Source organism: Thetidibacter halocola (assembly GCF_018224955.1).
Classification (GTDB): Bacteria; Pseudomonadota; Alphaproteobacteria; order Rhodobacterales; family Rhodobacteraceae; genus Thetidibacter; species Thetidibacter halocola.
Genome location: NZ_JAGTUU010000005.1, coordinates 153,538 through 175,922, shown reverse-complemented (window position 1 = coordinate 175,922; position 22,385 = coordinate 153,538). Strand labels below are relative to the sequence as shown.

Annotated in this window: 25 protein-coding genes and 1 tRNA gene; 14 read left to right on the top strand and 12 right to left on the bottom strand. The window is 68.0% G+C overall.

Features of this window, described 5'->3' with window-relative positions:
• Positions 1–33: 33 nt before the first annotated feature.
• The 5 genes from KB874_RS13575 (at position 34) to KB874_RS13555 (ending at position 4,789) form a co-directional block, all read left to right on the top strand.
• Positions 34–1,086, top strand: a complete 1,053-nt coding sequence (locus KB874_RS13575) for a saccharopine dehydrogenase (protein ID WP_212537083.1) — start codon at positions 34–36, stop codon at positions 1,084–1,086.
• Positions 1,083–2,210 (top strand): saccharopine dehydrogenase C-terminal domain-containing protein, encoded by a 1,128-nt coding sequence (locus KB874_RS13570; RefSeq protein WP_212537082.1) that lies wholly within the window; start codon positions 1,083–1,085, stop codon positions 2,208–2,210. Before KB874_RS13575 ends, KB874_RS13570 begins: the two co-directional genes overlap by 4 nt.
• A gap of 136 nt (positions 2,211–2,346) precedes the next feature.
• On the top strand, positions 2,347–3,162 hold the full coding sequence (locus KB874_RS13565; protein WP_212537081.1) for an ABC transporter substrate-binding protein: 816 nt from the start codon (positions 2,347–2,349) through the stop codon (positions 3,160–3,162).
• Between the two features lie 86 nt (positions 3,163–3,248).
• On the top strand, positions 3,249–4,064 hold the full coding sequence (locus KB874_RS13560; RefSeq protein WP_249200483.1) for an amino acid ABC transporter permease: 816 nt from the start codon (positions 3,249–3,251) through the stop codon (positions 4,062–4,064).
• Positions 4,061–4,789 (top strand): amino acid ABC transporter ATP-binding protein, encoded by a 729-nt coding sequence (locus KB874_RS13555; protein WP_249200482.1) that lies wholly within the window; start codon positions 4,061–4,063, stop codon positions 4,787–4,789. The genes KB874_RS13560 and KB874_RS13555 overlap by 4 nt, the downstream gene beginning before the upstream one ends.
• A gap of 9 nt (positions 4,790–4,798) precedes the next feature.
• Here KB874_RS13555 and KB874_RS13550 read toward each other — a convergent pair whose 3' ends face one another.
• Both KB874_RS13550 and KB874_RS13545 read right to left on the bottom strand, forming a co-directional pair.
• Complete coding sequence (locus KB874_RS13550; protein WP_212537079.1) at positions 4,799–5,482, bottom strand: ABC transporter ATP-binding protein; 684 nt, start codon at positions 5,480–5,482, stop codon at positions 4,799–4,801.
• Positions 5,475–6,761: a lipoprotein-releasing ABC transporter permease subunit gene (locus KB874_RS13545; RefSeq protein ID WP_212537078.1), complete on the bottom strand. Its 1,287-nt coding sequence runs from the start codon at positions 6,759–6,761 to the stop codon at positions 5,475–5,477. Before KB874_RS13545 ends, KB874_RS13550 begins: the two co-directional genes overlap by 8 nt.
• A gap of 109 nt (positions 6,762–6,870) precedes the next feature.
• On the opposite strand from KB874_RS13545, the gene KB874_RS13540 reads away from it, so the two are divergent.
• From KB874_RS13540 to KB874_RS13525, 4 genes are all read left to right on the top strand, one after another.
• Positions 6,871–7,506, top strand: a complete 636-nt coding sequence (locus KB874_RS13540; RefSeq protein WP_212537077.1) for an NAD(P)-dependent oxidoreductase — start codon at positions 6,871–6,873, stop codon at positions 7,504–7,506.
• Between the two features lie 14 nt (positions 7,507–7,520).
• Positions 7,521–7,850: a DnaJ family domain-containing protein gene (locus KB874_RS13535; protein WP_212537076.1), complete on the top strand. Its 330-nt coding sequence runs from the start codon at positions 7,521–7,523 to the stop codon at positions 7,848–7,850.
• A gap of 115 nt (positions 7,851–7,965) precedes the next feature.
• Positions 7,966–9,072, top strand: coding sequence for a pyridoxal phosphate-dependent aminotransferase (locus tag KB874_RS13530; RefSeq protein ID WP_212537075.1), 1,107 nt, complete (start codon positions 7,966–7,968; stop codon positions 9,070–9,072).
• A gap of 106 nt (positions 9,073–9,178) precedes the next feature.
• Positions 9,179–9,439 (top strand): histidinol phosphate aminotransferase, encoded by a 261-nt coding sequence (locus KB874_RS13525; protein ID WP_212537074.1) that lies wholly within the window; start codon positions 9,179–9,181, stop codon positions 9,437–9,439.
• A gap of 7 nt (positions 9,440–9,446) precedes the next feature.
• Here the strand turns inward: KB874_RS13525 and KB874_RS13520 are convergent, their stop codons facing one another.
• Positions 9,447–10,646: a pyridoxal-phosphate-dependent aminotransferase family protein gene (locus tag KB874_RS13520; RefSeq protein ID WP_212537073.1), complete on the bottom strand. Its 1,200-nt coding sequence runs from the start codon at positions 10,644–10,646 to the stop codon at positions 9,447–9,449.
• A 128-nt stretch (positions 10,647–10,774) separates the two neighbouring features.
• On the opposite strand from KB874_RS13520, the gene KB874_RS13515 reads away from it, so the two are divergent.
• On the top strand, positions 10,775–11,500 hold the full coding sequence (locus KB874_RS13515; RefSeq protein WP_212537072.1) for a fused DSP-PTPase phosphatase/NAD kinase-like protein: 726 nt from the start codon (positions 10,775–10,777) through the stop codon (positions 11,498–11,500).
• Between the two features lie 19 nt (positions 11,501–11,519).
• Here the strand turns inward: KB874_RS13515 and ygfZ are convergent, their stop codons facing one another.
• The gene (ygfZ, locus tag KB874_RS13510) at positions 11,520–12,260 is read right to left on the bottom strand and encodes a CAF17-like 4Fe-4S cluster assembly/insertion protein YgfZ (RefSeq protein WP_212537071.1); all 741 of its coding nucleotides are present in this window, start codon (positions 12,258–12,260) and stop codon (positions 11,520–11,522) included.
• 63 nt (positions 12,261–12,323) lie between these two features.
• Between ygfZ and KB874_RS13505 the strand changes: the two genes are divergently transcribed.
• Complete coding sequence (locus KB874_RS13505) at positions 12,324–13,001, top strand: TIGR04283 family arsenosugar biosynthesis glycosyltransferase (protein ID WP_212537070.1); 678 nt, start codon at positions 12,324–12,326, stop codon at positions 12,999–13,001.
• Here KB874_RS13505 and KB874_RS13500 read toward each other — a convergent pair.
• Both KB874_RS13500 and efp read right to left on the bottom strand, forming a co-directional pair.
• The gene (locus KB874_RS13500; RefSeq protein ID WP_212537069.1) at positions 12,989–13,459 is read right to left on the bottom strand and encodes a GNAT family N-acetyltransferase; all 471 of its coding nucleotides are present in this window, start codon (positions 13,457–13,459) and stop codon (positions 12,989–12,991) included. The genes KB874_RS13505 and KB874_RS13500 overlap by 13 nt on opposite strands.
• 89 nt (positions 13,460–13,548) lie before the next feature.
• Complete coding sequence (gene efp, locus KB874_RS13495; protein WP_212537068.1) at positions 13,549–14,112, bottom strand: elongation factor P; 564 nt, start codon at positions 14,110–14,112, stop codon at positions 13,549–13,551.
• A 217-nt stretch (positions 14,113–14,329) separates the two neighbouring features.
• On the opposite strand from efp, the gene KB874_RS13490 reads away from it, so the two are divergent.
• Positions 14,330–14,659, top strand: coding sequence for a DUF6280 family protein (locus KB874_RS13490; RefSeq protein ID WP_212537067.1), 330 nt, complete (start codon positions 14,330–14,332; stop codon positions 14,657–14,659).
• Between the two features lie 82 nt (positions 14,660–14,741).
• On the opposite strand, the gene KB874_RS13485 is transcribed toward KB874_RS13490, so the two are convergent.
• From KB874_RS13485 to KB874_RS13475, 3 genes are all read right to left on the bottom strand, one after another.
• On the bottom strand, positions 14,742–15,782 hold the full coding sequence (locus KB874_RS13485; protein ID WP_212537337.1) for a hypothetical protein: 1,041 nt from the start codon (positions 15,780–15,782) through the stop codon (positions 14,742–14,744).
• Between the two features lie 86 nt (positions 15,783–15,868).
• On the bottom strand, positions 15,869–17,284 hold the full coding sequence (locus KB874_RS13480) for a TolC family outer membrane protein (protein ID WP_346346551.1): 1,416 nt from the start codon (positions 17,282–17,284) through the stop codon (positions 15,869–15,871).
• A gap of 45 nt (positions 17,285–17,329) precedes the next feature.
• Positions 17,330–17,983 (bottom strand): protein-L-isoaspartate O-methyltransferase family protein, encoded by a 654-nt coding sequence (locus KB874_RS13475; protein WP_212537066.1) that lies wholly within the window; start codon positions 17,981–17,983, stop codon positions 17,330–17,332.
• 184 nt (positions 17,984–18,167) lie between these two features.
• Here KB874_RS13475 and KB874_RS13470 point away from each other — a divergent pair.
• Together KB874_RS13470 and KB874_RS13465 are read left to right on the top strand one after the other, a co-directional pair.
• Positions 18,168–18,241 (top strand) — tRNA-Cys (locus KB874_RS13470).
• 132 nt (positions 18,242–18,373) lie between these two features.
• Positions 18,374–19,399 carry a hypothetical protein gene (locus KB874_RS13465; protein ID WP_212537065.1) on the top strand — a complete coding sequence of 342 codons (1,026 nt, stop codon included), beginning with the start codon at positions 18,374–18,376 and terminating at the stop codon, positions 19,397–19,399.
• 52 nt (positions 19,400–19,451) lie between these two features.
• On the opposite strand, the gene KB874_RS13460 is transcribed toward KB874_RS13465, so the two are convergent.
• From KB874_RS13460 to KB874_RS13450, 3 genes are all read right to left on the bottom strand, one after another.
• A complete protein-coding gene (locus KB874_RS13460; protein WP_212537064.1) occupies positions 19,452–20,636 on the bottom strand; it encodes an SPOR domain-containing protein in 1,185 nt (394 codons plus the stop codon).
• Positions 20,637–20,713: 77 nt separating this feature from the next.
• The gene (upp, locus tag KB874_RS13455; protein WP_212537063.1) at positions 20,714–21,346 is read right to left on the bottom strand and encodes a uracil phosphoribosyltransferase; all 633 of its coding nucleotides are present in this window, start codon (positions 21,344–21,346) and stop codon (positions 20,714–20,716) included.
• Complete coding sequence (locus KB874_RS13450) at positions 21,343–22,383, bottom strand: adenosine deaminase (RefSeq protein WP_212537062.1); 1,041 nt, start codon at positions 22,381–22,383, stop codon at positions 21,343–21,345. Before KB874_RS13450 ends, upp begins: the two co-directional genes overlap by 4 nt.
• Positions 22,384–22,385: the final 2 nt, after the last annotated feature.

Sequence of the window (22,385 nt, the reverse complement as noted above, 5' to 3'; positions counted from 1 at the left end):
GCTAGCCTGGCCGGAGGACAGGAGGACAGGATCATGGTGCATCTCTGGGTCCGGGCCGAATCCCGCCCGAACGAACGCCGCGTCGGCATCACCCCCGAGGGCGCGGCGCGGCTGGTGGCCAAAGGCTTTGCCGTGACGGTCGAGGACAGCGCGACCCGGATCGTCCCCGCCGCCGATTTCGCCCACGCAGGCGCAGCGATCGCGTCTGAGGGATCGTGGCGCGACGCGCCCGGCGACGCCATCGTATTCGGCCTCAAGGAACTGCCCGAGGACGGGACTCCGCTGCGCCACCGGCACATCATGTTCGGCCATGCCTTCAAGGGGCAGCCCGCCGGACAACGCCTGCTGCGGCGCTTTGCGGCCGGCGGTGGCACGCTTTATGACCTCGAATACCTCGTGGACGAGGCCGGGCGGCGCGTGGCGGCCTTCGGCTATTGGGCGGGCTATGCCGGGGCGGCGGTCACGGTGCTGGCCTGGGCGGCGCAGCAGGCGGGCGGCACCTGCCCACCGGTGACGGTCTGGGAGGATGCGGCGGCGATGCGCGCCGACGTGGCCGCCGCGCTGGGCCCGAATCGCCCCGACGCGCTGGTCATCGGCGCGCTGGGCCGCGTCGGCACCGGTGCCGCCGACCTGTGCCGGGCGGTCGGCGTGGACGTGACCGGCTGGGACATGGCCGAGACCGCGCATGGCGGCCCCTTCCCCGAGGTTCTGGCGCATGACCTGTTCTTCAACTGCATCCTGGCGCGGCCCGGCTGCCCGGTCTTTGTCCCCGCCGATGCGGGGGTCCGCCCGCGCCGCCTGACCGCCATCGGCGACATCGCCTGCGACCCCGACAGCGCCTTCAACCCGGTGCCGGTCTATGACCGCGTCACCACATGGGACGCGCCGGTGATACGCGTGGCCAGTGCGCCGCCGCTGGACGTGATGGCGATCGACAACCTGCCCTCGCTGCTGCCCCGCGAATCGTCGGACGATTTCGCATCCCAGTTGCTGCCGCACCTGGAGGCGCTGGACGCGCTGGATGCGGGAGTCTGGGGCCGGGCGCAGCAGACCTACCTGCAACACAGACCCGAGGTGAACGCATGACGATCCATTGGTGTGGCACCGGCCTGTCCTCTGTCCCGGGCCTCCGGCGGCTGATCGCGGATGGGCATTCCGTCACGGTTTGGAACCGGACGGTGGACAAGGCCCGCGCGGCCGTGGGCGACCTGGCATCCGACATCCGGGCCTTCGACCCCGAGGCGCTGCGGGCGGCACTGCATCCCGGCGACGTGATCGTGTCGATGCTGCCCGGTGACTGGCACGTTCCGCTGGCCGAAATGGCCATCGGCAAGGGCGCGCATTTCGTATCCAGCAGCTATATCGCGCCCGAGATGCGCGCGCTGGACAGCACCGCGCGCGCGGCGGATCTGCGGCTGGTAAACGAGGTCGGGCTCGACCCCGGCATCGACCACCTGATGGCGCATGACCTGGTCGCCGCCTACAAGGCCGCGCCCGAATTCGACAAGGCCAACACGGTCAGCTTTACCTCCTATTGCGGCGGCGTGCCGAAACAGGCCAACGCCTTTCGCTACAAGTTCAGCTGGGCGCCGGTCGGCGTGCTGAAGGCGCTGCGCTCGCCCTCGCGGTCGATCCGGCATTTCAGCGAGTTGCAGGTGTCTCGCCCGTGGGACGCGCTGTCACGCCACGACGCGCCGCTGGACCCGCCAGAGACCTTCGAGGTCTATCCGAACCGCGATTCGATCCCTTTCATGGCGCAATACGGCTTTGGCCCCGACTGGAAGGTGTCGGATTTCGTGCGCGGCACGCTGCGCCTGAACGGCTGGGCCGAGGCGTGGAAAGACATCTTCGCAGAGGTGGGCGAGGCCTCGGACGCGCGACTCGCAGAGATGGCGGCGGACCTGCTGCGCGACAACGCCTATGCGCCCGGAGAGCCGGACCGCGTGGTTCTTTGCGTCTCGCTCAAGGCCGAGCGCGACGGGCGGTCTGTCTGGCACAAGACCTGGGTGCTGGACGCCTGGGGCGACGCGCGCGGCTCTGCCATGGCGCGGCTGGTGTCGGTGCCGGTCTCGCTGGCGGTGGAGGCGGTGCTGGAGCGCGCCCTGCCCGCCGGCGTTCAGGCGGCCAGCGACGATCCCCGACTGGTCAAACGCTGGCTGGGCGAGGTCGGCGTGTTGGCGCAGCGCATGGCCCTGGTCGACCACCTTTGAACGGCACCCGGACGCGCAGACCGCCCGCCCCGTGACCACCTGCGGCAGGCAGAACGCCCAGCCACGCGCGCGCACTCTGGACAAGCCGTGCGCGGGCCTTAATCCTTGCCGCAGAACAGGAGACAGGGAGACCCCGATGAAACTCTGGACCACGACCGCCGCGCTGATCGCGCTGGCCCTGCCCGCCGCCGCACAGGACGACTGCGCCTCCGGCAAGACCCTGACCGAAGGCCGCCTGACCGTCGCCACCGGCAACCCCGCCTATTACCCATGGGTGATGGACGACGCCCCCGAAAGCGGCCAGGGCTTCGAGGCCGCGGTTGCCTATGCCGTGGCGGCCGAGATGGGCTTTGCCGCCGACCAGGTCGACTGGGTGCGCACCAGCTTCGACCAGGCGATCCAGCCCGGCGCCAAGGATTTCGATTTCAACCTTCAGCAATATTCGATCACCGAGGACCGCGAGAAGATGGTCGATTTCTCGGCCCCCTACTACACCTCCGCGATGGCCGTCCTCACCACCCAGGGAGTGGTCGACGCGGGCGCCACGCCCACGATCGAGTCCCTGCGCGCGCTGAAATGGGGGGCGGATGCCAACACCACCGCCGTGCCCATGCTGGCCGAGCTGATCCAGCCCGCAAGCGATCCGTTGCTCTACGGCGACAATGCCGACGTGACGGCCGCGATGCAGGCGGGCCAGATCGACGCGGCGCTCTTCGACCTGCCCACCGCGCTCTACCTCGCGGCAGTCGTGGTCGATGGCGGCGTCATCCTGGGGCAGTTCCCGCCCGAGCGCAGCCAGAACCCGGACCAGTTCGGCATGCTGATGGAAGAGGGCAGCGCGCTGAAGCCCTGTGTCGACGCGGCGCTGGCAAGCCTGACGGAAAGCGGCAAGCTGGCCGAGATCGAGGCCGAATGGCTTCAGGCCACTACCGGCGTTCCGCTGATCCAGTGACCGGGCCTTCTTCTGGCGGCAACCATCCCGGGGGTGACTGCTCCGCAGGAGCAGAGGGGGCAGCGCCCCCCTGCCCCGACCACGCCATGACCCAGACCAGACGCCAGATCTTCGAGGCGCGTCAACGCCGCCGGGCCAGCACCATCGCCGCCGCATCGACGGCGGGCGTGCTGCTGGCATTGATCGTGCTGATCCCGATGGCGCCTGGCTGGGAGGCGGTCAAGCGCAGCTTCTTCAACCCCGAGGTCTTCGCCCGCACCTTCCCCGGCCTGCTCGAGGCCTTCCTGCTCGACGTGGCGATCTTCGCCTGGTGCGCGCCGCTGATCGCCGCGCTGGGCCTGCTGGTGGCGCTGCTGCGCGACCTGCGCAGCCCCGCGCTCTACCCGCTGCGGCTGGCGGCAGTGGTCTATACCGACATTTTCCGGGGCCTGCCGGTGATCCTGGTGATCTACCTGATCGGCTTCGGCATTCCAGGTCTCGGCCTGCCGCGACCATGGAACTCGCCCTATCTCTGGGGCAGCCTCGCGCTGATTCTCGTTTATGCCGCCTACGTGGCCGAGGTGATCCGGTCCGGCATCGAATCGGTGCATGACAGCCAGCGCGCCGCCGCCCTGTCGCTGGGCCTCAGCCAGTCCGACACGATGCGCTACGTGATCCTGCCGCAGGCGCTGCGCCGGGTGGTGCCGGCCAACATGAACCTGTTCATCGCCTTGCAAAAGGACGTGGCGCTGCTGTCCTTCATCGGCCCGGTCGAGATCTTTCGCCAGGCCGGCGTCTACAAGTCCCTGCTGGCCAATTTCACGCCCTATGTCGGCGCGGCGCTGATCTTTCTCGCCATCACCATCCCGGCCACGCGCTACGCCGATCACCTGATGAACCGCGAAAGGCGGCGCCGGACATGAGCCTGCTGCGGCTGGAACAGGTGCAGAAGGCGTTCGGCGGCAACGCGGTGATCCGGGGTGTCGATCTCGAGATCGGCGCCGGAGAGATGGTCTGCCTGATCGGCGCCTCGGGCTCGGGCAAATCCACGCTCTTGCGGCTGATGAACCTGCTGGAGCCGGTCGATGACGGCCGGATATGGCTGGAGGGGGTCGACATTTCCGAGCCCGGCCTCGACCCGCAGCCGATCCGCCAGCGCATCGGCATCGTGTTCCAGCAATACAACCTCTTTCCGCACATGACGGCGGTCGAGAACGTGCTGCTGGCGCCCCGCCGGGTCCGGGGCCAGAGCCGCGAGCAGGCCCGCCCTAGCGCCGAGGCGCTGTTTTCGCGCTTCGGCCTTGCCGATCGGATGGAGCATTATCCAGACCAGCTGTCCGGCGGGCAACAGCAGCGGGTGGCGATCATCCGGGCGTTGGCGATGCAGCCGCAGATCATGCTGTTCGACGAGATCACCAGCGCGCTCGACCCCGAACTGGTGGGCGAGGTGCTGGACGTGCTTCGCTCCTTGCGCGACGAGGGCATGACGATGGTGCTGGCAACGCACGAGATGGCCTTTGCGCGAGAGGTCGCGGACCGGGTCTGTTTCCTCGACGGCGGGCGCATCGTCGAGATGGGACCACCGGAACAGGTGCTGGGCCATCCGCGCGAGGCGCGGACGCGGGCGTTTCTGTCGCGGGTTCTGTAGGAAAGCCACTCAGACCGGGTGCAGTTTCCCTGCTTCAAGCCGCACCCGGCGGTCCATCCGCGCGGCCAGTTCGAGATTGTGTGTGGCGATGACCGCCGAAAGCCCGGTGTCGCGCACGAGGTCCAGCAGCACGGCAAAGACCCGTTCGGAGGTTTCGGGGTCGAGGTTGCCGGTGGGCTCGTCCGCCAGCAGCAGGCGCGGCGCGTTGGCCATCGCCCGGCAGAAGGCGACGCGTTGCTGCTCGCCCCCCGACAGGGCTGCGGGGCGGTGATCGGCACGATCCGACAGACCCACGCTGTCCAGCAGACCCTTGGCCCTCGCCTCGGCCTCGGCCCTGGACGCACCGTTGGCAAGCTGCGGCAGCACGATGTTCTCCAGCGCGGTGAACTCGGGCAGCAGGTGGTGAAACTGGTAGACAAAGCCCACATCGGCGCGCCGCACGGCGGTGCGGCGGCGGTCGGAGCGATCCTGCATCGCCTCGCCGCCGATCTCGACAGTCCCTGCATCGGGCTGGTCCAGCAGGCCCGCGATATGCAGCAGCGTTGACTTGCCCGCACCCGAGGGCGCGACCAGCGCCACCACCTCGCCCCGTGCGATGGAGAGGCTCGCGCCGCGCAGCACCTGCACCTCGCCGGGTTTTCCACGCTTGTAGACCTTTTCGATGCCTGAGAGGCGGAGGATCGGATCACTCATAGCGCAGTGCCTCGACCGGGTTCATTCGCGCTGCGCGGCGGGCCGGAAATATAGTGACGACAAAGGACAGGCCCAGCGACAGCATGACTGCCGACAGCACGTCACCCGCCTGGAGTTTCGCGGGCAGCGCATAGATGCCGCGGATCGACGGATCCCACACCCCGCCGCCCGAGAGATAGTTCACCGTGGCGAAGATCGGGTCGATATAGATCGCAAACACGCAGCCCAGCACCACGCCGGCAAGTGTGCCGAGGATGCCGGTAAAGGCCCCGCAGATGAAGAAGACCCGCATGACCGAGCCCTCGGTCAGGCCCATGGTGCGCAGGATGCCGATGTCGCGTCCCTTGTTCTTGACCAGCATGATCAGGCCCGAGACGATGTTCATCGTGGCGATCAGCACAAGCACAGAGAGGATGACGAACATCACGTTGTCCTCGATGTCCAGCGCGCGCAGGAACCCGCTGGAGGAATCCTGCCAGGTCCAGATCAGCGTACCGGGGCCCGCCGCCTGGGCGATGGGGCGGACGAGGTCTTCGATCGCCTCTGGGTCGGTCACGATGACCTCGAGTTCGTCCGCCACGCCCTCGCGGTTGAAATAGAGCTGCGCCTCGGCAAAGGGCATGTAGATGCGGGTGCGGTCGATGTCATAGCGCCCGGCGGTGAAGATATACGTCACCTCGTAGGCCTTCACCCGTGGGCTCACGCCAAAGGCGGTGCGCACCCCGTCGGGCGAGATCAGCTTGACGCTGTCGCCCAGTCCCACGCCCAGTTCCATCGCCACGCCCGAGCCGATGGCGACGCCATCACCGAACCGGGCAATCTCGCCGCGGCCGGTCTCGGGGTCGGCGACGCGGGGGATCGCGGCAAGGTCGTCTGCGGCGATGCCGAAGACCTCGACGCCCGCGTTGCGGCCGTTCGCGGTGGCCATGACCTGTCCCTTGACCAGCGGCGCCACGCGGATCACGCCCGGCACTTCGCGGACGCGCTCGGCCATGGCATCGTGGTCCGGCAGGGTGCGGGTGCTGCGCCCGGACTCGTCGCTGCGCTGGGTGTGATAGACCGTGGCGTGCGCGTTGGCGCCCAGGATCGTGTCGACGAATTCCGCCCGGAAGCCCGAGCGCACGGCCAGCGTGGCGATCAGGGCGAAGACCGCCAGCGTGATTCCGATCAGGCTGATCCAGGTCATCACGCTGACGCCGCCCTCGGCCCGGCGGGCGCGCAGGTAGCGCCAGGCGATCATCCACTCGAAGGGCGCGAAAGGGGCGGGACTGCGGGCCATGCATCTGCTCTTTTTGTTCGGGCGGAAACTGGCCTGTCCACCCGGTCGGGTCAAGCTATGGTTATGGGTGTCTTTCGCCATCGGCGGGAACGGGCAAAGGGGGTAGGCGATGAGGATACTGGTGATCGGCGCATCGCGCGGGATCGGACGCGCGGTGGTGGATGCGGCGCTGGAGGCAGGCCATTCGGTGCGGGCGCTGGCGCGCCACGTCGAGCGGATCGAACCCCGAGACAGGCTGGAGACCCTCGCGGGCGACGCGACGGACGCGGCCGTGCTGCGGCAGGCCATCGACGGGGTCGATGCGGTGGTGATGACCCTGGGCATCCGCGAAAGCGTCGCGATGTTGTGGCAGGACGTGACGCTGTTCTCGACCGCCACCGCCGCGCTGGTGCCCCTGATGGAGAAAAACGGGCCAAGGCGGCTGATCGCCGTCACCGGGATCGGCGCGGGTGACAGCCGCGCCGCGCTGTCCGGGCCGGAACGGTGCGGACACCGGATCATCTTTTCGAAACCCTACCGCGACAAGACGCGGCAGGAGGAGATCATCCGCGCCTCGCGCCTCGACTGGACACTGGTGCGCCCGACGATCCTGACCAACAACCGCGCCTCGGGCGATTACCGCGTCATGGTAGAGCCGAAGGACTGGCGCATGGGCATGATCAGCCGGGCGGACGTGGCGGATTACGTGATCCGTGCGCTGCAGGACCCTGCGACGATCGGGACTGCGCCGGTTCTGGCGCGATAAGGTAGGATCGGCGCATGCCGAACTGGACCCGTTTGACCGAAGCACAGATCAGGAAGGCCGAGGCCGAAGGCAAGCTGCGCGGCCTCGAGGGCGAGGGCAAGCCGCTGCCCTATCGTCCCGGCGATGCGCTGATCGATCCGGGCGACGCGGTGGGATTCCGCATCATGGCCGAGGCCGGCGCGCTGCCCCAGGAAATCGCGCTGAAGGTCGCGCTGGACGCGGCGCGGACCGAGTGGCAGGCGGCCACCGGCGCAGAGGACAAGAAGCGCCTGATGTCGAAGATCGCGGACTTGCAGACACGCTACGAGATCGCGCGCGATGCCAGGCGGCGGTTCCTGCGGTAAGCGCGCGGCGGGCTCTGCCCCCGTCGCCTGCGGGGACTCCCCCGGGATATTTTCGGCCAGAAGAAGCCTGCGCACGGCCCTTGAACGCCTCGCCCGGTCTGGCATAACTCGCTCCATGACCGGACCCAGATATCCCGCCCTGATCGAATCCCTGCCCGAAACCGTGCCCTTCGTCGGGCCCGAGGTGCAGGAGCGCGCGCGCGGCAAAAAGTTCCGGGCGCGGCTGGGGGCGAACGAGTCGGTCTTTGGCCCCTCGCCCTTTGCCGTGGCGGCGATGCAGGACGAGGCGGCCGAGATCTGGAAATATGCCGATCCCAGCCATGCCGAGCTGAAGGATGCGCTGGCCGTCAGCCTTGGCTGCGGGCCGCAGAACATCGTCCTGGGCGAAGGGATCGACGGGCTGCTGGGCTATACCGTGCGGCTGCTGGTGGCGCCGGGGGATGCGGTGGTGACCTCGGACGGGGCCTATCCCACGTTCAACTACCATGTCGCGGGCTATGGTGGCGTGCTCCACAAGGTGCCCTATCGTGACGATGCCGAGGATCTCGGGGCGCTGTTCGCCAAGGCGGCTGAGGTGGACGCCAAGCTGGTCTACCTGGCCAATCCCGACAACCCGATGGGATCGTGGCACTCGGGCCACGCCATCGAGAAGGCGCTGGCCCACCTGCCCGAGGGCTGCGTGCTGGCGCTGGACGAGGCCTATGTCGAGTTCGCGCCACATGGTGCCATCCCCGAGATCGACATCGAGGATGACCGCGTGATCCGGTTCCGCACCTTTTCCAAGGGCTACGGCATGGCCGGGGCGCGGGTGGGCTATGCCTTTGGCAATGCGCGCTTCATCAAGGCCTTCGACAAGATTCGCAACCATTTCTCGATGAACCGGGTGGCCTATGCCGGGGCGCTGGCCGCGTTGCAGGACCAGGACTGGCTGGAAGAGGTCCAGCAGCTGGTGGCCGAGGCCAAGGCCGGGATCGGCCGCATCGCCGAGGCGAACGGGCTGACGCCCCTGCCCTCGGCCACGAATTTCGTCGCGGTGGATTGCGGGCGGGACGGCGCGTTCGCGCGCCGCGTGCTGGCGGCGCTGGCCGAAGAGGGCGTCTTTGTCAGGATGCCCTTTGTCGCGCCGCAGGACCGCTGCATCCGCATCAGCGCCGGCCGGGCCGAGGACCTCGCCGTGCTGGCCGAGGCGCTACCCAAGGCGCTGGCCGCCGCGCGCGGCTGAAATCAGCCGACATTAACCGAATCTTGAGCGGTTGCCGCAAAAGTGACCCACGGGGGCGCTTGAAGCGCTATTTTGAATGTCTGCGTACCGAATGCGGGAGCACGCGATGGAGAACCGTCATCCTCAGCGGGTCGAGGACTACACGACCGCGAATCTCATCCTGATCTTCGTCAACCTGCTGTGGATGTTCGGCATCCTGTGGTCATGGCTCGGCATCGGTGCCGTGCTGGTCGCGGGCGCCGTAATCAACCACATGATAGCCCGGCTGGAGGCGGTGCGCGCACGGCGCGAGGCCGCCATGGACCGGTTCGGAAAGCCCGACGCGCAGGGCTGCAACCTGTCGCCGGACGATCCCGACCCGGTCTGAGTGTCGCTCAGGCCAGTTCCGCCAGGCGCGCCGCCGCGGCGGATGCCCCACCCGCCCGGTGCGGGATCTCCAGCGCGCAAAGCCCCGCCTCGACCACGCCAAGAAGGCCGAGGATCATGTGACCGTTCACATGGCCCATATGGCCGAAGCGGAAATAGCCCTCGCCCTTCGGATCCTCGGGTTCCGACATCCCAAGGCCGATGCCCAGCGTCACGCCCGCCTTGCGATCCGTCCATTCCCGCAGGCGCGCCCCCAGCGGCGCACCGACCCGCAGGGTCGAGACCGCGTGGCTGCGATGGGCCGGATCCTCGATGTTGAGGCGCAGCGGCCCGTCCTGTCCCCAATGTTCGACGGCGGCCCAGACGGTGCGGGCCAGCGCCGCGTGACGCGCCCAGACCGCCTCGATCCCCTCGGCCCGGATCATGTCCAGCGCCGCGCGCAGGCCAAACAGGTGATGCGTGGGCGCCGTGCCACCGAAATACTGGTAGAACATCTCGGGGTGGGCGCGCGGGCTCCAGTCCCAGTAGCGCGAGACCAGCGGCAGGCGCTGGCGCGCTGCATCGGCCCGGTCGTTGAAGAAAACAAAGCCCATGCCGGGCGGCACCATCAGCCCCTTCTGCGAGCCGGTGATTATCACGTCGACGCCCCAGGCATCCATCTCGAAACGGTCGCAACCCAGCGAGGCGATGCAATCGGCCATCAGCAGCGCCGGATGCCCGGTTTCGTCCAGCACGGCCCGCAGCGCCGCGACGTCGGATCGCACGGAACTGGACGTGTCCACGTGCACGGCGAGGATCGCCTTGATCTTCTGCCCGCTGTCAGCCAGCAGCGCGGCGCGCACGCGCTCGGGGTCGATGGGGGTGCGGCGGCCGTGGTCGATGACCTGCGTCTCGATCCCCATGCCCGCCGCCATGTCTGCCCAGCCGAACCCGAAGCGCCCACAGGCCGGCACCAGCACCGTCTCGCCCGGCGCGACGGTATTGGCCAATGCCGCCTCCCACGCGCCATGGCCGTTGCAGATATACATGGCCACGTGCCCCTCGGTCCGGGCGACATAGCGCAGGTCGGGCACGATCCCGGCCACCATCTCGACCAGGGCGCCCTCGTAGATGTTCGGCGCGGCGCGATGCATTTCCTGCAAGACGCGCTCGGGCATGACCGAGGGGCCGGGAATGGCGAGATACGGGCGACCGTTTGAGAGGGTCATGCGGCGGGCTCCTGACTGATGCGGCGCGCGTCACACTAGCCTTCGCACGCGCAGCGTCAATCGCCCGCGCGCTTGCGCATGGACGCGCCAGCGCCTATGTGGCGCGGGTCTGCGAAAAAGGGACGCGCATGCTCGGAAAACTCTGGACCCGCATGGAAAACGCCGAACGGCGCTTCCGCCGCAGCTGGGGAAAGGATGTCGAGACGCCTTCGGGGCGGTTCTGGGCGAAGGTGCATTATCACCTGTTCGACCACGCCTTCCTGCGCATCCTGTGGACCAATTTCTGGCCGGTGGCGCCTGGCGTCTGGCGCTCGAACCAGCCCACCCATGCGCGTTTCGAGCGCTACAAGGCGATGGGAATCCGCACGGTGATCAACCTGCGCGGGCCCGACAAGCACGCCCATTACAAGTTCGAGAAGGAAAGCGTCGAGGCGCTGGGCCTGACCCTGGTCGATGCCAAGCTCTGGGCGCGGCATGCCGCCCCTCGCGACGCCATCCTCGAGGTGCTCGAGGCGCTGCGCGACGCCGAACGGCCGATGATGTTCCACTGCAAGTCGGGCGCCGACCGCGCCGGCTTTGTCGCGGCCATGTACCAGATGGTGTTCGACGACGTGCCGGTGCAGGAGGCGCGCAAGCAGCTGGGCCTGAAATTCCTGCACCTGAAGTTCACGAAGACCGGCGTGCAGGATTACGTCCTCGACGTCTACGAGGCGCGGCTGGCCCACGGGGCCATCGCCTTCGAGGAGTGGATCCGCCACGAATACCGGCACGTGGCGCTGTTCAAGGCCTACAAGGCCGGTGTCGCGCCGGATGCCATCGCGCGGCAGATGATGGAGACCCGCACCCCGGCCTGATCCGGCAATGCGGGCCGGGTCAGGACCCCAGGGCCACGTGTGCGCCCTCGGCCTGCATCGGACCCTCGGCGCGGTCGAAACGCAGATAGGCGATGCCCTGCCCCCCCGCCTGAGTATAGAGCGTGCCGGCAGGCTTTCCGTCCGCCGTCAGTATCTCGGTGCCGATGGGCGCCGCGCCCTCGACCGACACGGTGACGAAGCCCTTGCGCAGCTCGGTCTTGTGTTTCATCCGGGCGGTCACTTCCTGCCCGACATAACAGCCCTTGCGGAAATCGACGCCGTTCAGGCGTTCGAACCCCGCCTCGAGGATGAAGGTGTCTTGCGTCAGTTCGACCCCGGTTTCGGGCACGCAGGCCGCGACGCGCAGCGCGTCCCAGTCCGCGGCCTCGCCCGGCTGGCCGTCATAGCCGCGCCATCCCAGCGACGGGTGGCGCGGGTCGGCAAAGGCGCCCTCGGGCGGCGTGCCGAGGCCGCGCGTCACCACGCGGTCGGTCTGCGATATCTCGACCTTCGAGCGCAGCTTGTATAATCCCAGCCGCTGCATCAGACCCGGTGCAAGGTCGCTGGCCACGTCCAGCAGGATCGCCTCGCCCTGCGGGACGAGGAAGAAGTCCGCCAGGTACTTGCCCTGCGGCGTCAGGATCGCGGCATAGACCATGCCCCGGTCCAGCCGGTTGACGTCGTTCGTGACGAGGCCCTGCAGGAAATGCCGGGCATCCGGGCCGGTGATCTGAAAAACCGTTCGGTCGGTCGGTGACATGGCTCTCCCCTTTTGCCCCTAGCTGCCATATAGGGGCGACCGATCCAAGCGAACAGGGACGCGATGCGCGCGCCAATCTCCGTCGTCATTCCGACGCTTCAGGCAGAGGCCAGCCTGCCGCTGTGCCTTGCCTCTCTGGGCGAGGGGCTGGCAGCCGGGCTGATCCGCGAGGTCATCGTCAGCGACGGCGGATCGACCGACGGGACGCGGGCTTTGGCCGAGGCAGCGGGGGCCGAGATCGTCACCGGCGTGCCCTCGCGCGGGGGACAGTTGCGGCGCGGCGCGCAGGCGGCGCAGGGCGCGTGGCTGCTGGTGCTTCATGCCGACACCGTGCTGGCCGAGGGGTGGAGCGAGGCCGCGCTTGCGGCCCTGTCGCGGCAGGGCGCGTGGTATTTTCGCCTGCGCTTCGACGCCGGGGGGCTGGCGCCAAGCGTGGTGGCGGGCTGGGCCAACCTGCGCGCGCGCCTGTTCGGCCTGCCCTATGGCGACCAGGGACTGCTGATCGACCGGGCGACCTATGACGCGGCAGGCGGCTTTGCCGACATCCCCCTGATGGAGGACGTGGCGCTGGCGCGGGCGCTGCGCGGGCGGTTGCGCAGGCTGGAGGCCACAGCCATCACCTCGGCCGCGAAATACCGGCGGCAGGGCTGGCTGCGGCGCGGGGCGCGCAACTTGTGGACGCTGACGCGCTACCTGTCCGGCGCCGACCCCGAACGCCTGGCCCGCGCCTATCGGCGATAGCGTTTCTCGAAGGTTTCCGTCACGCATCCCGCGCCCTGCCCGCGCATCAGCGCCTGCGAGCCCGCGTTGACCGCAAAGACATGCGCAATCCAGCCGGTGCAGCCCGCCGCACGGCTGTCCTGCTCGAACCGGGCGATCAGCCGAGCCGCAAGGCCGCGCCGGCGCCAGACCGGCTCGACCCAGACGTGGTCGAGCAACGCGCGCCGCAGCGGCCGGGTGACGGCATCCCCGGGGCGGTCCTGCACCAGCCACATGAGGTAGCCGCGCGCCACGCCCTCGGTGCGGTAGACCAGCACCCGCGCCCCCCGCTCCATCGCCTCGTTGAAGAAGCCTTCAAGCGCGGCGGGGTCGCCGTCGCCATGCAGCCGGTGCGGCGCGTGGGGTAGATGACAGGCGTTGAGGTCGCGCAGCATGTCCGCCAGCGCCGGGATGTCGGTCTGGGTTGCCTCGGTAATCATGAAAAAAAGCCTCCTGGCCCTGGGGCCGGGAGGCTGATCTGGGTATGGCACCCCCGGCGGTTGCACGGGGGTGGACACGGCCGCGCGGGTTATGCGCGTTCCGAATACTCCATCGTCTCGGTGTTCACGATGATCGCCTCGCCAGGCGCGATGAAGGGCGGCACCGAGATGCGCAGGCCATTGTCGAGCACCGCTGGCTTGAAGCTGTTGGCCGCGGTCTGGCCCCGCACCACCGGCTGCGTGTCCTCGACGGTGCAGGTCACCTTGGCCGGCAGGGACGCGTTCAACGCTTCGTCCTCGTGGAATTCGACGTGGATGGTCATGCCGTCCTGGAGGAAGGGGCGACGCTCGCCCAGGATATCTGCGGGCAGCTGGACCTGCTCATAGGTCACGGTATCCATGAAGATCAGCTGGCCGGACTCCTCGTAGAGGAACTGCATGTCCTTCATTTCCAGTTTGACCATTTCGACCTTGTCGACGCTGCGAAAGCGTTCGTTCAGCTTCGAGCCGGTGCGCAGGTTTCGCATCTCGACCTGGGCAAAGGCGCCGCCCTTGCCGGGCTTGACGTGGTCGACCTTGACCGCCGCCCAGAGGTGGCCATCATGTTCGAGAACGTTGCCGGGACGGATTTCGTTCCCGTTGATCTTGGGCATGTGTCAAAACCTTGACAAAAGGTTGATGAATTATCCTCGCCCCCTATATCTGGCGTCTGGTGGGCTGGCAAGCCAACGACATCTCGCGCCGCGATGCAGAGAGATTTGCGTAAATTGCATAGGAGCTATGCAGAAGCGGGGTATCCGAATCGCCGCGAATAGGTCATAAGCCGCGCTACGCCAAAAAACACAAGAGCCAAAAAACAAAGGTCGAACCATGAAAGATTTCGTTGACGGCACCGCCTTCAATGCCGAGCAAGGCAACCGCGCCCGCAAGCTTTTTGCGGCGGTGGTGCTGGCTGCCCTGGACGATGCGATCGCCGACGACAAGAAATACGGCAACGGCCCCGAGCAGATCGCCCGCTGGGCACGGTCGCGCGACGGGCGCGAGGTTCTGACCTGCGCCGGGATCGACCCGAACGAGCGCGTGGTCAAGGGCCTGATGGAATTCGTTGCCAAGGGTGTGCGCACTTCGGTCGCGCTGTCGCGCGAGGAATCCGAGCGCCGCAATGCCGCGCTTGCGGCGGAGCGTGCCGAAGCCGCCTGACACGTCTGCCCCGTGCACAGCGAAACGCGCCCCTCGGGGCGCGTTTCGTTTTGTTTGGGCCTTCCGAAAGGGCCGCGCGCGCCTAGTCGAAATCCTTGCTGACCAGGACGCGGTGGATCTCGCGGCGAACCAGCTTGCGCACGTTACGGGTGATCCGCTCGCCCAGCGCGCCCTGCAATTCCTGGCGTACGATATCGGCCACCATCTCGCGCAACGCCTCTTCGTCGATGGACAGGAGCCCGTCCTCCGCCAGAAGGTCTATGGCGCTGTCATCCTTTTTCCGGTCATGCGCCGGGGGGGCAATCGTCGTCGCGGCGTCGTCCCGACGGCTTGTCGGCGTTGCGCGCTGTTCCGGGGCTGTGGCCGGCCCGGTGTCCATCGTATCGCGCTTTTCTGTGGCCACGACAGGCTGCGGCGATTCCGGGCCACCGAGATGCGCCTGTCCTTTGTCCTCGGTCACCTCGCGTGCAATCGACGGTGGCCGCGCACCGCCGTCACCCGGCGGGCGGGCCGCGACCGCAGCCTTGTCCGATTTCTCGGCATGCTCGGTCCGGGAAGTCGCGGTCTGCCAGGCAAGCGCCGGCGGCGGGCTATGCTGGAACAGGGCACGACGGTTGGCCGGCTCTGGTTCTGCGTCCCACTCGGCGCGGTCATCGGTCTCGGATACCAGCCGCTCCAGCGCAGCGATCTTGCGCTCGAGAGTGTCTTCGCCGTTCCGCTCGGCCGAGTCTGTGTCGTCTTCCTCGGACGGATCGAACTCCCGATGACGAACATCCTCCTTGAGCGGTTTGCTCTCAGCCTGCTGCGGACCCTCACGCTTGCTGAAGACCAGCGTGTCGCAAAGGTCGTCGACATGCTCGGCCAGCAGACGGTGAGCTTCGCCGACCAAGATCTGGGTAGCATCCCGAGAACCGACATTGGCCGCATCGTCGGCACTGGCACTGGTCTTGTCCGTAGCTTCGGGCTCCGCATCCTTCCGATCCCGCGAACCGTTTCCGATTCGCAGCGCTGGTGTCAGCACCAGCTTTTCAGTTTGCGCAGGCTTGCCTGACTTGGGCCGGGAATCCTCGGATACCAGTCGCCGAATGGACGACAGCACATCCTCGATATCCGAATAGGTCACGGGATCTGACATTGTTCTTGTTCCACTCTCACCTCGTTCGAGAGTGTAGCCGAGCAGGACTCATCCCACAACAGACCGCGACAATCCTATTGTTTTCCCAGGGCGCGCAGGACGCGGTCCAATTGCTCGCCCTCGCGGCTCAGCTTGGTCGGGGCGGTCTTGACCAGGTTGTAATACTCGGCCGGATCGTAACGCGGCACGTTCAACCCCAACTGTTCCGAGGTCAGACGGCCGAGCGAGGCAAGCACGGCATAGGCCGCGATGGTCTCGTCCACCTGAGAGGAAACGAGGCTGGCACGCGCATCCAGCAGTTCCTGTTCGGCATCCAGCACGTCCAGCGTGGTGCGTGCGCCAAGCTTGGCCTCTTCGCGCACGCCGCGGAAGGCGACGGTGGCGGCTCGGACCTGCGATTCGAACGCGTCCCGGCTGGCGCGCGCCACTTCGAGCCGCGCATAGGCATTGCCCACGTCCTGTTCCACCTGGAAGCGGGTAACATGCAGGTTGGCGCGGGCCTGGTCGCGCTCGGCCATCGCCTTGCGGACGGCGGCGAGGCGGGCACCGCCGGAATAGATCGGCCCCTCGGCGTTCAGCGACAGCGACCCGCCCCGCGAGAAGTCACGCTCGCCGAAGTTCTGGGTGTTGCCATACTGGCCGCGCAGCGTGACCGTCGGGCTCATCTGCGCCTCGGCGATCAGAATGCCCAGTTCGCGCGCAGTGACCAGGCGCTGGGCCTGTCCCATCGTCGGATGCAGCCGCAGCGCCTCGCCCTTGGCGGCGTCGACGCTGGCCGGGATGGCCGGCAACCTGGAGGGCGCGACCAGCTGGCCGGGCTTGCGGCCGACGGCGGCGCGGTATTCCTCGACCGCGATCAGCAGCGAGCCCTGCGCCCCGGACAGCGCACTGCGGGCGGCGGCCAGACGGGCCTCGGCCAGGGCGACATCGGTGCGGGTCACTTCGCCCACCTCGAACCGATCCTGCGCGGCGCGCAGTTCCTGCTGGATGACGCGCACGTTGTTCTCGCGCAGCGCCACCGTCTCGATCGCGCGGCGGACTTCCATGAAGGCCTCGACCGCACGGAAGAGGATCTGCTGCTCGACCGCGACGAGCCCGGCGCGCGTGGCCAGTACGGCCTCTTTCGCGGCGTCGAGACGCAGCTTGCGGTTGCCGCCGTCGAACACGGTCAGGCTGGCGATCAGCGAGATCGTGGCGGTCGTCGTGGCCGACTGCCGGACGCTGTAGACGCCAAAGCTGTTGGACCCGCCAGAGGTTCCGAACTGGCGGGTGACGTCACCGCTCCAGCTTAGGACGGGGCGCAGGGCCGCGACGGCGCCGGCGACATCCTCGTCGGCGGCGCGCAGCACCGCCCGGTTCTGTTCAAGAAGGCCGCTGGTCTGGTAGGCGCCTTCCAGCGCCGAGGCCAGCGTTTCCGCCTTGGCGGGCAAAGCCGCCAACATTGTTACGGCGCCCAGCACGGCGCCCACTCGCTTGATCCTGCTGAACACTGCCCGGTCCTCTCTGCTCGTGACCCTGTTTTTCCTCGCGCCGTTCTAGAGCGCGAATTCCCTTGCCTTCTCGAAGCCGGGAAGGACCGGCGCCCCCGCGTTGAACGCGAAACGCCAGCTCATCCGACCGTCCAGCTTGTGCCCGATCCTAACCGTGCCAAGCGCATTGTCCATAAAGATGCAGGCGATGCGGCCGCCATCCTTGAGCTGCGCGACCAACCCGGCGGGAACCTGTTCGACCCCGCCCTCGACAAGGATCGCGTCATAGGGGCCGTGCTCGGCCACCCCGTCGGCAAGCGCGCCCTCGTGCAGGATCACGTTGTCCGACCCCTGTTCGGTCAGGATGGCCTGCGCCTCTTCCACCCTCTCGGCATCGTCCTCCAGCGCGACGACGGCCTCGGCGATGCGGGCTATGACGGCCGGGCCATAGCCCAGGCCCGCGCCGACATGCAGGACGAGGTCGTTGTTGGACAGGTCCAGCGCGTCCAGCATCTTGGCAAAGCTGCGTGGCTCGAGCAGCACGCGCCCACCACCCAAAGGCACATTGTCCGAGACATAGGCCGCCTCGATCCGGTCGCGGGGCACGAAGGCCTCGCGTGGCACCGTCAGCATCGCATCGATGATCGGGAACTCGGTGACGTCAGAGGGGCGGACCTGCGTATCCACCATCATCCGGCGGCGCGTGGCGAAGTCAGTCATATACTAAACTCGTCCGTTCAGAATTGTTCGGCAGAGTGTGCCATATTCCTCTCGAGGGAGCAATGTCCCGCACCGGGAATTCCCCGCAGGGCGTCGGTCTGCCGCGCCGGGCGGCACGGGCACCCGGGCTTGCCGGATCGACGCTTGACGCCGCAACCGGTTGCCCTTATCACGCCGTCACTCTGGCGGGTTGGCGGAGAGGTTACGCAGCGGATTGCAAATCCGTGTAGACCGGTTCGATTCCGGTACCCGCCTCCATCTCCCTTCCTGACGCGCAAACCTTGGTGCAGCCTGCTGGCGCGCGACGCCGCACAGGGGGACAGGCCTGCGCGATTGTCGGCCCGGAACGTGCATGATACCGTGCCCCCGGACAGAGGCAGAGCAGCCCGGATGACAGCACTCACCCAATTCGACCGGCTCGAGGCATCGGGGCTGTGGCGGGCCGCGCCCGACGCGCAGCGCCGCGATGTCGTGGTCTCGCTCGGCGATGCGACGCTGACGATCAGCGACATCAAGGGCGAAATCCTGGCACACTGGTCGCTGGGCGCGGTGCGCCGCGCCACTGGGCCGAAAGTGCCCGCGATTTTCCATCCCGACACCGACCCCGGCCAGACCCTGGAGCTGGCCGAGAACGAGCGCGAGATGATCGAGGGCATCGACCGGCTGCTGCGCGCCATCGACCGGCGCCGCCCCCGGCCCGGCAAGCTGCGCATGACGCTGACGGCGCTGGCCGTGGCGGCCTTCGCCGGGGCGGCGGTGTTCTGGCTGCCGGAGGCGCTGGAGCGCTACACGGTCAAGGTGGTGCCGGCGGTCAAGCGGACCGAGATCGGCCAGACCCTGATCGGCCACCTGCAACGCGTCACCGGGGCGCCCTGCATCAACCCGCAGGCCCGCGCGCCACTGGACCGACTGGCGCGGCGCCTGCTGGGGCCGGATGCGGCGGGGCGGCTGGTCGTTCTGCGCGACTGGGACGGGCAGAGCGCGCACCTGCCCGGTCGCTTCATCCTGCTCGACCGCGCGATCATCGAGGATCACGAGGATCCCGACGTGGTGGCGGGCTATATCGTCGCCGAGGCGCTGCGCGCGGCAGAGCGCGATCCACTGGCGGAACTGCTGGATTTCGCCGGGCTGCGCGCCAGCCTCGTGCTGCTGACCACGGGTTCGCTGCCCGATGCCACTCTCGAGGCCTATGCCGAGCGCCTGCTGACCCTGCCGCAGACTGAGCTGCCGCACGACACCCTGTTGCGCGCCTTCGCCGCGGCCGAGTTGCGCAGCACGCCCTATGCCTATGCGCGCGACATCACCGGCGAAAGCACCCTGCCCCTGATCGAGGCAGACCCGCGCGCCGCCGAGGGCAGCCGCCCGGTGCTGACGGATTCCGACTGGGTCCGGTTGCAGGGCATCTGCGGCGCCTGACTCGAAACGGGCCGCCCCGCCGGGACGGCCCCCGTCGCCGATGGATGTGCGGTCAGCGCAGGGTGGCCTGCACGTAACCCGTTGCATGCGTCGCCCGCAGACCGCCTTCCGCCGCCGCCGCATCGCCATAGGGCCCGACCAGGACCATCGTCATGCCGCGTCCCTTGGCAAAGCGCACCGGCAAGCCCGCAGAGCGGAGCCGTTGCGCGGCGGCCCGGGCCTTGGCCTCGGTGGTGAAGGCGCCGACCAGCACGTAGCGCGTTGCGGCCTTCGGGGTCGACCGGGTCGAGACGACCGCCTCTCGCGGGGCGGCGCCCTGGGTCGAGACCGTCGTGCCGCCGGAATGCGCCGTGACGCGGCCAACGGTCACCGGGTCCTTGATGGTGTGGCGCCTGGCTGTCACGACGCTTTCGCGCGGGACCGTGTTGGTCCAGACGTGCTGGGTCGCGTAATAGCCCTCGACCGTCTGCAGGGCGCGATGCGGGTTCAGCCGGTCGTCGTCCCAGGCCGGGCGATAGCCCTCGGGCACCGAGGGTTCGACGACATTCAGCTGTTCATAGACGTGGCGCGGCATGATCCGGGTCTCGGGCGCAAGCCCCTCCTTCCCGACGATCACAACACGTTTGACGATGGTGGCATGGGGCGTGTCCTGCGGGTGGCAGCGCACCTCGAGCGTGCGGTTGCGCCAGGTGCGCGTGGTCGCCGTGCCGCCATTGGCGCAGGGATGCAGCGCAAAGGCCGGGCCAGGCGACGCCACGGGGGCGATCGCCGGAACCTCGGCGACGATCCGAGGCGGCGGGGCCGCTGCGGGTTTCGAGGCAGGCGCGCGCATGACGCGCGGTGCGGCTTCGATCCGGGCGGGCGCGGCCTGCGCAGTCGCGGTGGGGCGCGGCGCTGTGGTGGCCTCTGGCGCGATCGTGATCTGCTGGGGCGCAGTGGCCTGCGCCGGCCGGGTGGGCGCTGGCGCCGGAGCGGCCGCGGCGGCCGCCCCGAAGGTCGGCGTCTGCCCGCAGATCGGCTGGCGGCTACGGTTGACCCGCGGCACCCAGGTCACGTTACCATCAAACCCGGCTCGGACAAAGATGCAGCCGTTGTTGTCGACGAATTGCAACCCGGTGTACGAGGCGGGCGGGAAATTCGCCGGGACCTCGGAAAAACCCTGCGCCGAAGCTGGCTGGGTTGCGGATATCAACGCTGTCACGTAAAGCGCGGCAAACGCGCGTGTTTTCAAAGCCATGTCTGCCCCCACAGATGCAGGGTCAGCATGCCCGAGGAACTTTCGCGTGTAAAGCGAGGCGATCCCCGGGATTTCGCTTATTTTGTGCCGAACATCCGGTCGCCCGCATCCCCTAGACCCGGGACGATGTATCCATGCTCGTTCAGGTGGTCATCCAGCGAGGCCGTGACCACAGGCACGTCGGGATGCGCCTCAGCCATGTGGGCGACGCCCTCGGGCGCGGCCAGCAGGCAGAGAAATCGGATGTCCTTGGCGCCCGCCTTTTTCACCAGGTCCACCGCCGCGGCCGAGCTGTTGCCCGTCGCCAGCATCGGGTCGACGACGATCACCACGCGATCCTCGAGATCGGAGGGCAGCTTGCAGTAATACTGCACCGGTTGCAGCGTCTTTTCGTCCCGGTACAGCCCGATGAAGCCCACCCGCGCGGAAGGAACCAGTTCGAGTATCCCATCCAGCAACCCGTTGCCCGCCCGCAGGATGGACACCAGCACCAGTTTCTTGCCCTCCAGGACGGGGGCGTCCATCGGGCCCATCGGTGTCTCGATCCGCTCGGTCGTCACGGGCAGGTCGCGCGTGACCTCGTACGCCAGGAGCAGGCTGATCTCGCGCAGCAGGCGGCGGAAATCGCCGGTGGGCGTTTCCTTGCGGCGCATGTGGGTCAACTTGTGCTGCACGAGCGGGTGGTTCACCACGGTGAGCGTGTCGGTCATGTCTCGGGCTCCAGGCGTTTGAGGATGGCGTCGCGCGTGGCGTCGTCGCAGAAGGCCGCATGCATCGCATTGCGGTTGATTTCAAGGAAATCCGCCTCGTCCCAGCCGAAGGTCTTGGCCAAGTCGGTGTATTCCTTGCGCATCGTCGTGTGGAAGAAGGGCGGGTCGTCTGTGCTGACCGTGACCTTGACACCCGCCTTGCGCAGCCGCTCGATCGGGTGATCCTTCAGAGACGGGAAGACGCCAAGAAAGACGTTCGATCCGGGGCAGACCTCCAGCGTGATGCCCTCCTCGGCGATCATCTCGACCGTGGCGGGATCGGCGATGGCGCGCACGCCATGGCCAATGCGGGACACGCCCAGGTCGCGGATCGCGTTGCGCGCCTCGGAGGCGCCGCGCCATTCGCAAGCATGGCTGGTCAGGCCCAGCCCGGCCTCGCGCGCCATGTCGAAACTGTATGCGAAATCCTTTTGCTCGCCCCTGTTCTCGTCCCCCGCCATGCCGAAACCGCAAAGCCAGTCGCCCGCCGTCTCGGCGGCACACAGCGCGGCGCGTTTCGCCTTGTCCGGGCCAAAATGGCGGATGCAGGTGACGACGCCGCGCAGGGTAATCCCCATGTCGCGCTCTGCCGCGTCCGCAGCCTCGCGGATGGCATGCAGGTATTCGCGCCACGCGGGAACGTCACCGCCGCCACAGAAATCCGGCGACAGGAAGGTTTCGGCATAGATCACACCGTTCTTCGCGCATTCCTCGAGGACAGCGGTGGTCAGCCGCGCATAGTCGTCGGGCGTTTTCAGGACCGATGTCGCGGCCTCATAGACCGACAGGAAATGCACAAAATCCCGATAGGCGTAGGAGCCGTCGCGATTGAAGATGCCCGACAGGTCGACATGCTTTTCCTTGGCCAGGCCGCGGATGAAGCCGGGCGGCGCGGCGCCCTCGAAATGCAGGTGCAGTTCGGTCTTGGGCAGCGCTGCGATCTGCTCCAGCCGCTCTTCGTCCAGCGCGGCGATCCGCTCGCGTCGTTCCTCGTCCATCG